The 14,119-nt window shown below is 43.4% G+C and carries 7 protein-coding genes; all 7 read left to right on the top strand.

Annotation, left to right across the window (positions count from 1 at the left end):
• Positions 1–22 precede the first annotated feature (22 nt).
• Positions 23–1,810 (top strand): sialate O-acetylesterase, encoded by a 1,788-nt coding sequence (locus LZG71_RS25740; RefSeq protein WP_233825372.1) that lies wholly within the window; start codon positions 23–25, stop codon positions 1,808–1,810.
• Between the two features lie 241 nt (positions 1,811–2,051).
• Positions 2,052–3,206: a hypothetical protein gene (locus LZG71_RS25735; protein WP_233825370.1), complete on the top strand. Its 1,155-nt coding sequence runs from the start codon at positions 2,052–2,054 to the stop codon at positions 3,204–3,206.
• A gap of 753 nt (positions 3,207–3,959) precedes the next feature.
• A complete protein-coding gene (locus LZG71_RS25730; protein ID WP_233825368.1) occupies positions 3,960–4,730 on the top strand; it encodes a hypothetical protein in 771 nt (256 codons plus the stop codon).
• A gap of 73 nt (positions 4,731–4,803) precedes the next feature.
• A complete protein-coding gene (locus LZG71_RS25725) occupies positions 4,804–6,381 on the top strand; it encodes a T9SS type A sorting domain-containing protein (protein WP_233825366.1) in 1,578 nt (525 codons plus the stop codon).
• 94 nt (positions 6,382–6,475) lie between these two features.
• Complete coding sequence (locus LZG71_RS25720) at positions 6,476–12,658, top strand: FG-GAP-like repeat-containing protein (protein ID WP_233825364.1); 6,183 nt, start codon at positions 6,476–6,478, stop codon at positions 12,656–12,658.
• Positions 12,659–12,660: 2 nt separating this feature from the next.
• Positions 12,661–13,353 carry a hypothetical protein gene (locus LZG71_RS25715; protein WP_233825363.1) on the top strand — a complete coding sequence of 231 codons (693 nt, stop codon included), beginning with the start codon at positions 12,661–12,663 and terminating at the stop codon, positions 13,351–13,353.
• 172 nt (positions 13,354–13,525) lie between these two features.
• Positions 13,526–14,044, top strand: coding sequence for a hypothetical protein (locus tag LZG71_RS25710; RefSeq protein WP_233825361.1), 519 nt, complete (start codon positions 13,526–13,528; stop codon positions 14,042–14,044).
• Positions 14,045–14,119: the final 75 nt, after the last annotated feature.

The raw sequence follows: 14,119 nt of genomic DNA, 5'->3' as shown, positions 1-14,119 counted from the left end.
CAAACACTTAAATTTTCGGATCATGAAATCTCTTATCAGATTAGCATTATTATCGTTAATGCCTTCATTGTTATGGGCACAGTTGGCTTCGATATCTCTTCCCATTAAGGGTGTCTATCAAGGTAGTGCTTCTGGATACACCGGTATTGTTTTAGCAGGACAGTATCTCGGAGGTGCAAGTGATTACAGAATTGAATATGAGATTATGAAGTTGGATGTTAATACAGGAGCGGCTCTGTCTACCTATTCTAGCTATTCAACTATTGTAACTAATCCAACCTATGGATTGTACAGGACAACTATGTATTTACCTATTGGGTGGTACGATGTGGTTGTTCGAGCATTCAATATTGGTACGGGTTACCCAGAAACACCGAACAGGGTGAGATTTGGCGTTGGCGATGTATATATAGTCGCCGGGCAATCCAATGCCCAAGGATACCCGGAAAGTGGTACTTGGTCTTTACCTTCTCTTACTACTTATGACGGAATACTCAGCCATGATTTAAATGGAAGTTGTAATCCTGGATTACCCGAGTATCCCGTCATGAGTTCACTTAATGGATACAACCGAATTGCCCCTAGTGGCAACAATTCTTGGTACTGGTTAAAATTAGGGCAAGATTTACAAACTGGATTTCCTTCCGGAGGTATACCCATAGCGTTCTTTAATGCGTCGGCCGGAGGTTCGACCAGCGTTAATTGGAAAGAGAGTGCAGCAGGTAGTAATACCATTAACGATTACACACTTGCAAAGTGGTGTGGAACTGGCTATTCGGGAACAGCACAACCATATTTTGATTTTAAAAATTCTTTAAAATTTTATGCTTCTATTTTTGGAGTAAAAGCAGTACTTTGGCATCAGGGAGAGGGAGATAATAATGCAGACCGGTCCAAGTTTACTACGCGAATCAATTATCGGACAAATTTAAGTAGCGTTATTGATAAGTCAAGAACGGACTTTTCGAGCTCGCTTAGATGGCTTGTATCAGAAGCATCTTATCAAGGCAATAATCCATCATATATGGGAAGCCCACCAGCTGTTAGCAGTGATGTTACTCTTGCTCAAAATGACGTTGTTATACCTCCAATTGATGGTACTGATATAAGCTTTAAAGGAGTTATAACAGATGGCTTAGGAAATGGTTATAGGGAGGCAACTGATAAAGTTCATTTTAGAGAAGATAGAACGAATGCCTTAACTTTGGTAGGAGGCTTGTGGAAGACCAAGATTGCAAGCCCTTCCGGATCATATTCTGTCATTGCAGCTACTTCTTCCCCAACAATTTCAATGACAAAATCGGGAAGTAGCTGGACTCTGACTGTTCCATCTGGCTATCCAGAGTATCGTTGGATGAATATGACGTCTCCTAACACAAATACTGGGTCAGGAACCAATATTTTAACTGGAACAGGTTCTGGTCGTTATGCTTGTTTAGTTAGAAATGTGAATGGGAATTGGAATGTTACGCAAACCGTGTATACAACTGGTTGTCCAGGATGTAGGGAAGGACTTGTTGAAGGGCGGGAGGAATGGAATGAGGAAGAGTTAGGAATTTCTACCAAGGCATATCCTGTCCCGTTCGTAAAAGATTTCACAATTGAATTTACAATTCCAACCGAAAGTATGATAAGACTTGAACTAGTAGATATCAAAGGAAGTGTTGTAAAAAAACTTGTAGAAAACATTCATAGTAAGGGTACATATAAGTATCCTGTAAATGGTAGCAATATTAGCAATGGAGTGTTGTTTTATATGCTTTATGTGAACGATCTTGCTATAACCAAGAAAGTTGTTAAGGTAAACTAAAATTAACCAAAGTCCTCATGAAGCCAGACCTGACTTCATGAGGACTACTTTTGTAATGGAAAAGATCTGTATATATATAGCACATTTGGTTTGCACCGTTTTAGTTTGCGTACTATTTAGTACATGTAAAACATCGGAGATTAATCCACTCCATGATGGGCTACCTCGAATCGAATCAATTAAATTATCCGGTATTCCGGAGGAGGATGTTGTACTCGACCAGAATAAACTATTGATTGTAGTGAAAGTTCCGTCTCTTCTTCCCGAAAACTTAACCGGGGAGGTCAAGTACACGCCTAAGGCCAAACTTAAGTATGGAGAAATCGATTGGAACTCCATTTTTATGTATGACTCCTTCGATTTGAATGTTGTTAGTACTATGGGTGAGAGTCCTTTTCTGATTTCTCGTTATAAGCTGATGGCTGTTGCTAAGGGCGAAATTATAATTGAGAATACTGCTGATCCAATAGAGTATGTTTTATTCAACGGTCAGGATTCAGAAATATATATTCCAGTGAAAAATCTCTATGGAAATCCATTGCCTATTCAGATAAAGTTTATCGAAGTTCAAACTGGAAACTTGCTTGTATTGAATGCTGAGATGTCAGAATATGAAAGACAGGTATACAGAGGGACAGGTAGATACGTTAATCACCTGGCGATTAACGCCTGGGCATTACCTCATCTCTTGCCGGGAGCTTATCATGTCGAGCTAACTATGAATGATAATTCCGTATTGAAAATGGCTAAACCGATCATTGTAAAAAGTGGGCCAATGACGCTAATACAATGGCCGATGATAGCAGGGCCAACCGTGAAACCGGGCGATACCTTGAGAATCAAAGGACATAACCTTCTTGAGCATACGATTGATGTTGAATTAATCGATTCACTAGATCGCAGCTTTGCAATCCAGGAGTTGGAGTTCGGTAAGTATGGTGAATTCATGAACGTTATAATTCCCCAAGAAATTAAATTTGGCCCATATGCTGTGAGGTTGATCCAAAAGAATAACTTAGCTCGCCCGTTTTGTTTTGGGACAAAAGTTAGTGATAGACAACATGAACCTTTGGAAATTTTTCGACTACTGGAAAGTGAGGGTACATGCGAGGTGAATAGGAAACCTGTGTTGAGCAGGGGAGCTTGGCTTGGTGTATCGGTAAACTACTTTGATGGAAAAGGTCGTTTTAAGCTAGTGCCGGTTGGGGATGTCTCGAAAAGTTATATAGCAGAAGCAATTATATTTTCTCATCGAAATTTTGAGGGCGAACCAGCTATTTTTATTCCGCAAGCAGTACCACCTGGCTTTTATAGAATTACGCTTCAATCGTTGGATGGGAATAAAGAGGTAACCCAAGAAGGCCCCCCCTTTTGGAAGGTAGTTGAAATACAATGAACTGGCAATACAGGTATATTAACGATTAGGTAATCTACACTTAGATGGGACAAGCGGTCTGGTTGCATTGTTTAACGTAGGATCCCAAGGCACCAACATTGAGTCCTGGGAGGTCGGCGCGGATGGCGACTCGGTTGGTAGCATGTCTCCATTTCCAAAGCGTCCAAAAATTTGGGTATAACCCGGTTTTTCAATATGCACGGTTCAGTTTCATACATAATAAATATTGTAAATGAGTTATACTGCTGATTATTAGCACTTTGATAGGTAAGTATGTTTAAGAAAAGAAGAATTGGTACTTAACAAATAAAAAATGGCACTTTCGTATAAAAATATTTCTACATTTATTATTAATTGTTTGCGCATAATGTTAACTTTGTAACCATCAGTTCGATACTAGTTACCCTCCATGCAGAGATTATGAATTGCGATTATCAGTTTTCGTCAAATTTCCCTGGTCGGGGATTTATCAATTTTTTGTCTCGCTATTCATGCTATCATGACGGGTAGCCGGTAAGCCTATTATTTAAGTGTTAAATGGTCTGGGTTTTTTAAACCCTGGTGTTTGCTTTGATGTACATTTTACATCAGGTACCAACTTTTTGGTTTTTTAGTTGCATTTGGGATTTCTATCTGCGTATGTTGATTTGCTGTATTATGCAAGTATGTATGTAAGGAATTATCAGGTTTGCTGCCTTCGTTGAAGTTACATGCTTTTTTGTGCAGGGTTCTATGTATTAACGTCATTGATGTATGAAAACACAATACTATTTTTTAGCAACAACTGTTTTGCTATGCTCGTTTACACCTTCTCAGGGAGGTTTTAAAAAAAATACCAGAAAACTTTCAGATCATGCCTATAACCAGGCGTCTAAAGGGGCAGTTATTCAGACCAATACCGGATTCGATAATCAGACAACAGTTACGCCGGGTCCCTTTGTTTCTGAGGATGTAAAATTCACAGATCTGCCCGAAAGGATTCAGACGTTTATTAAAGACCGTTCGCGTCGCAACGTTGATTATCTTTCCAAATTACCAAACTTGGAGAAGCAGTTGAAAGAAGCTCTTTCTGATAAAAATGAGTTGACTTTCACCAGCTGCTCGGTATATACGTCTGCCAGCAGGGCCGTTCAATATGAGGTGTTAGTCAGCTATTTCGGGATTACGAATTTACCATTGATTTTTGATGAAAATGGGAATCTGATCTGGGTAGGCAGTTTTAACCGTATAGAGAGTCTAGTCAACTTTGAGGATATGTCTGGTGGTGCCAGTAAGCTTTCGAAGGAGGAGTTGAGTTTTTTCAATTCGGAGTTTAAGGCATCGGGGCAGTACAGGGATTTTACGGTCAGTGAAGAGGCTGTGTCGAATGCGCAGGCTAGTGTCAACACTTATGCAGGGGTGAAGAGCTATGAGTTTAATCTTGTTAAACCTGACACCAAGGAGGGAGTAGGGGAGACTCTTACGCTGAGATATGATGGAGGTAAAAAGTTGGTGGCCGGCTTTTATTTGGGTAAGAGACAGTAAAATCGAAAGAGTCGTTTTGGTTAAATTTTGGTTGATAACAGAACAGGTTTGTACATAACCTCCCTCTCATCCTATGTTAAAGAATTACCTATCAGTGCTACTGATGTTGGGTTGCCAGGTGGCAATCGGACAGATTACCTACACTTATGACAATGCGGGCAACCGGATCAAACGCGTAGCGGGAACACCCCCTGTAACCACAGGCTGTTACACGATGAAAATGGCCGGCAATGGCAGATTTCTGACCAATGTAAACGGCATTTTAAAAGTAAAGCCGGCCAGTAATACTGATTCCCAAAGGTGGAAGATTGAGTCTTCCGGACCGCATGTAAAAATAAAAGCGGGCGACAACCGTGTGGTTGGCGTAGCTAACGGGGGTAATACAGAGGGCGACATTCTAACGCTACAAACTGATGGCACTGCCGACCATCTTTTATGGAGCAAGACGCCGATGCCGGGAAGCAACCCTGCTTCTGAGGCATTTGTCAGGAAGAACTCAACGCTTCTTATCGGGAGTCCGCTTAACTGGGGAGACGGTGATCCTAGTGACCTGATTACGGACGTTCGGTTGGGCAATGATCCCACGTATGTGTGGGGTGCCAGCAAATGGATATTGGAGACTTCAAGTTGTCCGGTCAATCCGAATATGCCGGTTATTACGACTTCGTCAAGTAATCTTAACCCGGCTATCAACGCAAGTTTCACGCTTACATCAAGCTGCAGCGGTGATTGCAGCGGTGTGAGCTATGTATGGAGGCTTGGTACAACGACAGTAGGGACGACAGCGAATGTGACGCTGTCAGCACCATCTACTCCGGGTTCCTACAGCTACACCTTAACTGCGAGCAAAGGTGGTAGCACCGTCACATCGACAGTAACAGTAAATGTCACCGCGCCTTGCTATACGATGAAGCTTGCCAGTAACAGCAAACTATTAACGAATGTGAACGGGGTATTAAAGGTAAAGCCAGCCAACAACACTGATTCTCAAAAGTGGCGTCTGGAATCATCGGGTCCCCATGTTAAAGTAGTGGCACCAGACAACCGTGTGCTTGGCGTGGCCGGTGGGGGCAATACGGACGGTGATATCATCACACTTCAGACAAACGGAACAGCAGATCACCTTTTGTGGAGCAAGACACCGATTCCGGGAAGCAGCCCTGCTTCTGAGGCATTTATCAGAAAGAACTCAACGCTTCTTATCGGGAGTCCATTTAACTGGGGAGACGGGGATCCGAGCGATCTGGTTACCGATGTCCTTTTGGGCAACGATCCGACCTACATTTATGGTGCTAGTAAATGGATATTGGAAACGACAAGTTGTCCGAGCTCTTCTGCACGCATCGGAATGTCGGAAGTGATGGAAGTGGCAAACGTATCCAATCCTGATGCTGAAGTGGTCAATGATCTGACGGTATCGCCCAACCCTAATCAGGGCGAGTTTGAAGTTTCGTTTTATCTGGAAAGTGATAAAGGGGCGAGTCTAACGATCGTTAACCCGGATGGCAGACGTTTCTACCACAAGAAACTTATCGGGAAAGGCCATCATACGGAAAGTGTGAATCTAACGGGTGTTAATTCAGGGATATTCATTATCCAGCTCGTTACTGAAACCGGCAGTAAGTCCAAGAAGATATCTGTTGCTAAATAAAAATTACATCGTATTTAAGCATGCCTATTATGTCCGGCATGCTTAAATACCTGCTCATCTCCATCTATCTAATTTTAACCTGATCACAGCGGTCATGAGAACATTATATCTGCTTGCATTTTTCATTGTTTCTTCTTTTCGGTTGGTAGGCCAGAATGTCGTCTACACGTCACTTTACGATAACGCATCCTTTAATGGCCGTGCACTTGTGCAGACCTTGCCGGTTGGCAGTACGCCTGGTGCCGGCAATGTATCAGGCAGTGGCGGAGCGTCGTATTCGATACCTATTGGCGTACCGCCGGGCACCAACGGCATATCACCTTCTGTTTCGCTTGAATACAATTCGCAGGCTGGGAGCGGGATTGCGGGGATGGGATGGAACCTATCGGGTATGTCTGTGATCTCACGGGTGGGAAAGAATGTGTATTTTGATGGTGCTGCCGGTGCGGTAGAGCTCTCAGCCAACGACCGGTTTGCTCTGGATGGTTCAAGACTAATCCTGAAAAGCGGGACGTATGGAGCAGCAGGTTCAACATATGGGCCTGAATCCGAAGATTTTTCGACAATAACCGCTGTTGGTGTTTCTGGTAATGGTCCGACGTCTTTTCAGGTACTGACCAAAGATGGGGTTAAAATGGAGTTTGGGAACACCGCCGATTCCAGATTTATGAGCCAGACGGGTGGGCATGTGATGTTCTGGCGGCTGAACAAATTGCGTTATCCTGATGGGAATTACATTGAATTTGTATATTCCACGACCACTACGGAGCGGGATTCACGCTTGCTTCAGGTAAAATACACAGGCAACGATACTCCTGGGTCGATATTGGCTCCTTATAACGTAATAGAGTTCAGTTATAAAGTCCGTCAGGAAGCGAGTCCGGGAACATTTTCTGATATACGGACTAGTTATGAATCGGGGTCTTCCGTGCTCAGTAAATACTTATTAGACTCAATTGCGGTGAAGGCCGAAGGTATTATCGCTAAAAGTTACAGATTAGCCTATGGCCATGATAATGTAAATTCCTACCTCAAATCGGTCACTGAAAGGGGAAGCGACAATACGGCCTTAAACCCGACCATCTTTAAGTATGGAGATAAGCCAACAGAGGTTACTTCAAGTAGCACAACTATTGCCGGCACAAACATACAAACTATTTCAGGTGATTTTGATGGTGATGGCAAACGTGATATCTTATCTGCCAATCAATCTCATACTGATCAAGATATTCCATTCTTTAATCAATTTACTATTCATAAAGCAAATGTAGGGGGTGGTTACACCACAATTGCAACACAATCCCTCCCGGTAACGTCTACTATAATACAAAAGCAAGAGATTCCCAACTCTAAAAGTTTCCTTGCTAGTGACTACACCGGAGATGGTATTGACGATGTTTTGATGCTCAATATATCCAATCAGGGATCCTATTTGAAACTTGATAATGTTACTATCTATGAAAGTCAAAATGGAGGGACTTCATTTATTGCCCGTCAGAGATCCATTCAGCCAAACTTTAATCGTATTCCCTCAAACAAACAATTTTTTTATCCAGGTGATTTTGACGGAGACGGCATCTCAGAATATGTTAGTATTCTTGGTAACTCAACCGGTCTATACGGTGCATTTATATGCGGTAACTATTTGACGACCGGTGCTTGCGGGGAGATAAACCCCTCTGGTACCGTAAGTTTACCACCCAATATGTGGCATACCGCAACGAGAATCACTCCTCTGGATTTTAATGGTGACGGAAAAACGGATCTGATGGTCGAAAACATTGGCTCTTACGAGGTCTTTACCATACAAGGATATAATGCGGTTCGATTGGCGAGTGGTTTATTACCAAATAGAGATCTTAGTTTTATTGGCGACTTTAATGGTGACGGGAAAACTGATATTATTTATGCAAACACTAATTTTTCTACGCTTTACAAAGAGATTTCCAGTGGAACGGGTTTTATTCAAACACCTTTTGAATTAGCCCAACGTTGGTTTTCAAATTCACCGAGCCAGGTGGGAGGGCAAACAGATAGATTTATAGTAGGTGATTATAATGGAGATGGCAAGTCTGATATCTATCACTATTGGATGCGACAAGTTGTATATGAAAATCCAATTGGGGGCAATAATTTACATACCTTTTTGGTAACTGACATTTACTACAGTCAGGGGGATACATTTAAAAGTAAGGAACTGTTTTTTAGCGAAACAATCAATGCTTATGGCCGTCCCTCCACTATTACATATCAAGCAGATGTTCCAATGGATTTAGATGGAGATGGCCGCACTGATCTGGTCACCTCTGGTGGTACGAACGTTCACGTCCAGTTCTTCAACAAGAACGGCACAGATAATCTTCTGCAAAAGGTTAGCAACGGATTCAATCATGTAACAGAGTGGAATTACAAGAGCTTGGTGGAAGGTGGTACATTCTACACAAAAGGCAGCGCTACTTCCTCTTTCCCGCTAAACGTGATCCAGCCGGCAGCCATACTTGCATCCGACATGAAGGTGCCTAATGGTATCGGAGGCCTTTCTACCGCACAATATAGTTATGAAGGTTTGAGGTTGCACAGATCTGGTAAGGGCTCTCTTGGTTTTGGTAAGGTGACAGTCTCGAATCTGACTTCGGGCACGAAAACGGTTTCCGAAAACGAGTTCAATACGACTTACTACACCTCAGCTCCAAAGAAAACAGCAACATACCTGACTGCTGGTAATGTCCTGCTGACAGAAACCACAATTGTCAATGAGTTTATAGCTCAGGGTCCTGCTGCCGACAAGCGTTTTTTGTATCGTTTGAAAAGCAGTTCTGAGAACAACGTGTTTGAAGGGCGTACAGCGAGTAGCGTGAACAATACGTTTGACAGTTATGGCAATGTTACAAAAAGTACTCAAACCAACGGTGTCGAAACGGTTGTTACGGATGCGTTGTATGGGGCATATCCGTCAGGTACCCCCAACAAACCTACCACAGTTACCACCACCAAAACCAGAAGCGGTCAGACCGCTTTTGCAGCAACACAGGTGATGGGATACAATGGACTAGGTCAGCTCACCTCCAAAACAGATTTCGACGGTCTTGCAAAGAAAGTTGTAACAGGCTATGAATACTTTCCTTGGGGCAATCTGAAAAAGACAACAGTGACGCCTTACGGGGACAATGCACCTGCGGTAAGCAGTAGCTCTGTGGTTTATGATACAAAGGGGCGGTATCCCGAATCGTCGACCAACCAGCTTAGCCAGGTATCTTCCGCTACCTATGACGCCAAATGGGGGAAGGCATTGACCGGTACAGGAATCGACGGTTTGACAACCTCTTATCAATACGACGGTTTTGGAAGAACCAAAATAATTACCCCACCTGCAACTACTGCTTATAACATTACCGAAACATATGGCTGGGATATAAATACTGCCGAGGGTACGGTCTGGTACAGCCTGGTTTCTCAGCCAGGAAAGCCCTACGTCAAAACCTGGTATGACCTTTTGGGCAGGGAGCGTAAAACAGAAACAAAAGGTTTTGACGATCAATTGGTTACTCAAACGCAGGCTTATGATGCGCGTGGTAATGTCTCGGTCAGTACTCAGCCCCATAAAGCTGCCGAGCCGTTCGTTACCACCACCACATCCTATGACACTTATAACCGGCGTTCTGTTACAAACGGGGGGGCACTCGGATCTACCACAACCACGTATGCTTATAGCGCAGGAAATCTTACTGTAACAACAGCTGCTCCCAATGGTACGTCTTCCAAGACGACGGATGCCAGTGGAAAAGTAATTGCTGCGACCGATAATGGTGGCACACTCAATTATACGTATTACAGCCATGGCGGGCTAAGGGATGTGAAAAACGGGAGCACAACCCTGACCAGCAATGAGTATGATGCTTATGGCCGCCAGACAAAGCTGACCGATGGTAATGCAGGAGTTACCCAATATGTTTATAATGCCGTAGGGCAGCTGATAAGCCAAACCAACGCAAGCGGACAAACCCATACGATGGCTTACAATATAATGGGGCAGGTCACGTCCCGTGTAGGGCCGGAGGGTACAACTTCTTACAGCTACGGAACCACAAATACAGGAGGAGAATCAAAAAATAGGATAAAACAGGTTACAGGTTTTACGCCAGGCAATCAGACCAATTATATTTACGACGCTTTCGGCCGGGTTGCCACTTTGGTTGAAAAAGTGGATGCAACCGACCATGTAACCTCATATACGTACAATAACCTGAACGAGATACTGACCACAACGTATCCTTCAGGCTTGGTAATTACGAACGCATATAAGGTCAATGGATATCTTGAAAAAATTAAGAATGGCAGCACTGACCTGTACACGGTCACAGCGATGAACGGGCAGGATCAGGTAACCTCCCACCTAAAGGGTACCAAATCTTCTACCACTACCTATTCGTGGGGATTCCCGACTTCCTATGTAACCACCGGCATCCAGAGTTATGAGCTGGCCTGGGATTATCAGAAGGGAAACCTTACCAGCAGGAAGGATGCACGTTCTACGGTGAACAAAACAGAGACATTTTTATACGATAATCTCAACCGGCTGACTTCCGCGACCGTATCGGGCAGTGCTGCATTTACAGCTACCTATGCTTCAAATGGCAATGTGAATACCAAAACGGATGCGGGTACCTATTCGTACGATGCCACTAAGTTCAACGCCGTTACCGGGGTCACTAATCCGGCTCCCGTTCCGGTTCCGCTCATGCAGCAGGATATTAGCTACACAGCTTTTATGCAGCCAAATGTGATTACGGAAAATAATTATGAGCTGACCTACACCTATGGGGCGGATTATGAGCGGATCAAAAGTGTAACCAAGCAAGGTGGCAGCGTTATCAATACCCGGTTTTACTTTGCAGACGGATTTGAAAAGGACATTACGGCGGGCACAACCCGTTATATCCAGTACATTGCCTCTCCTGCGGGGTTGGCAGCGATTGTAGAGAGCATTGGTACCACACACACGGTGCATTATACCTATACCGATCATTTAGGTTCCATTCTGACAGTTACCAATAGTGCTGGAACTACTATTGAAGGTGAACAATCCTTTGATGCCTGGGGCAGAAGAAGAAACGTAACAAGTTGGGCATTGCTGGCACCAACGGCATCAACTGGTTTGCCTGTTTGGTTATATCGTGGATACACCGGGCATGAACATCTGGACCGGTTTGGGTTGACTAATATGAACGGTCGGATGTATGATCCGGTGCTGGGAAGGATGCTGTCTCCTGATAATTATGTACAGGAGTCGGGTATGACACAGAGTTTTAACCGGTACACCTATGCGATGAATAATCCGTTGGTTTATACTGATCCGGATGGAAATTTCTGGAACTTTGTAATTGGTGCGGCGATTGGTGGATTTTCTGGCTGGCAAATCGGGAAAGCCAAAGGAGCTAGCGGCTGGGGGATGTTTGGGTATATTGTTGGCGGGGCGGCAATTGGAGCGGCAACTGCGGGTATTGGAGAAGCTGTCACTGGCGCGTTTGGAGCAGCGGCATCAGGAGCAACCTCTGCCAGCATTGGCGCTTATGCGACGGCCGGTGCAGCCACCGGAGCATTTGGAGGAGCTGCATTTTCGGCCTTGGGCGGTGGCAGTTGGGGAGAAGTCGGCAAAGCTGCCCTGATGGGTGGATTACTAGGCGGGGCAGGTGGTGCATTTAGTGGATATTTGAAATATGCCAATTATGAAAGTGCCATGCAGCGGTCTCTGGAACGCCAAATAAGTAATAAAGATTATTGGTTGGCACAGATAGGAGATCCTGGCGATAAACCCATTTTTGCGGGGACATTAGGAGCTGTGACTATAACCAGGCCATGGTGGCATGGACTTGGTTTTACATTAGCAAGAGGGGTTGCTTCGGTATTGACATTGCCTTTCATTTTGGAAGGGGATGTATCTAAAAAAAGGCCCAATAATTATACAACAATGTATCGCAATATGAGCTCAGAAGAATATAGTAGTTTTATGCGAAAAGGGAAAAATTTCGGCTTTGGTAAAGGTATGTTCGACTCAAAACAATTTTGGATGACCCCTGACGGCTTGCAAAATTGGAATGGTAGTGGCATGACAACAGGGCCATACAATGTAGCAATTTCTGTACCTACGAAAGTCATTGGCCCAAATGGGTTAGTTCAATTACGCCAGTTAGATGGGCATCTCGCCGGTACGGTTCGAGCATCAAATCTAAATACCTTTAACCGAGTAAAAATTGTAATTCACGTTTTTGGAAATTGATAATGGACAATTTAAAGAGTGTAGAAGAGTACGAAAGCTTACTTTTATTTAAAGTAGAAATGACTTTATATAATAATGTGAATAAAGTTATCAAAGGGCAGTTGGTAAGTGGTTTTTTATTTTACTCGTGGAGAGACATAAATGTTGCCTCTCACTGTTTATTGATAGAGATAATACAAGGTTCCGCAAATTTTATCGTTGGAGAAACCAAAGAAGTGATTATTGGCGTGATACCAAGTGTATTAAGTAAGTCATTTAAAGTGGGGGAGAAATTATCTTGGGGAGGGCTAGATATCTATTTAGGAGATCTGTATATAAAAGATTTGATTCGGGATATTCCATTTGAAGATAAAAGGCAATTTGCAACATTATATCGGCCCGTCAATCAATCGGAACTCGATTTGATAGAGCAATTGGATTGGGAACGATTCCCGCCACGCTTATCAAACCAGCCATTTTTCTATCCCGTGCTAGATGAAGAATATGCAAATCAAATTTCAAGGGATTGGAACGTTCCTGCATATGGAATCGGATATGTAGTAAGATTTAAGCTGCTCAAAGATTATTTTGATTTTTTTGAAGTTAAAAATGTTGGAAATGAAAATCATAATGAACTATGGGTTCCATCGGAAGAATTGGATACTTTCAATTCGTTTATTATTGGAAAAATAGAAAAGATAAGGAAATTTGAATAGCTGCCAGATGTAGGGTCAAAACCAAATCTATCGACTTCAAGCCGATAGATTTGGTTTCTGATAAAACCGGCTAAAGTTATTCTACTCATTGGCCTATACCCCACAGACTTCAAATCCAATTTTGAAGCAAAACTGGTTTCAGTGCATTTTTATTATCGAAACTGGGAAACGGTTGTCCCAAAAACAGAAGAGTTTATACGATAACCTTAACTGGCTTACTTCCGCGACAGTATCAGGCAATGCTGCATTCACAGCCACATACGCCTCGAACGGAAATGTGAATACAAAAACAGATGGGGGTACCTATTCGTACGATGCGACAAAGTTCAATGCGGTTAACGGGGTGACCAACCCTGCCCCTTCTCCGATAGCGCTCAAACAACAGGATATTACCTACACAGCCTTTATGCTGCCCAGTGTTATTAAGGAAAATAACACATCGGATGTGCAGTATGAGTCGACATATACCTATGGGGCGGATTATGAGCGGATCAAAAGTATAACCAAGCTTGGAGGAACTACGACCAATACCCGGTACTACTTTGCCAATGGATATGAGAAGGACAATTCAGGTACAGCGCGTGAAATGCATTACATCAGCTCGCCATCCGGTCTCGCAGCACTGATTATTAAACAGAACCTTACTTCATCACTTACTACCCCTATACAGACCATCTGGGTTCTATTTTAACGCTGACTGACGCTTCGGGCAATGTTGTAACATCCGCAGAACAGTCATTCGATGCCTGGGGCAGAAGGCGCAACC

The organism is Dyadobacter sp. CY312 (assembly GCF_021390535.1).
GTDB lineage: Bacteria > Bacteroidota > Bacteroidia > Cytophagales > Spirosomataceae > Dyadobacter.
This window is presented reverse-complemented; position numbering and strand designations above follow the sequence as displayed.

Bases quoted from the DNA above. Each gene is read 5' to 3' on its own strand.
- LZG71_RS25715 (WP_233825363.1), top strand. From the start codon at position 12,661: ATGGACAATTTAAAGAGTGTAGAAGAGTACGAAAGCTTACTTTTATTT.
- LZG71_RS25730 (WP_233825368.1), top strand. From the start codon at position 3,960: ATGAAAACACAATACTATTTTTTAGCAACAACTGTTTTGCTATGCTCG.
- LZG71_RS25725 (WP_233825366.1), top strand. From the start codon at position 4,804: ATGTTAAAGAATTACCTATCAGTGCTACTGATGTTGGGTTGCCAGGTG.
- LZG71_RS25720 (WP_233825364.1), top strand. From the start codon at position 6,476: ATGAGAACATTATATCTGCTTGCATTTTTCATTGTTTCTTCTTTTCGG.
- LZG71_RS25740 (WP_233825372.1), top strand. From the start codon at position 23: ATGAAATCTCTTATCAGATTAGCATTATTATCGTTAATGCCTTCATTG.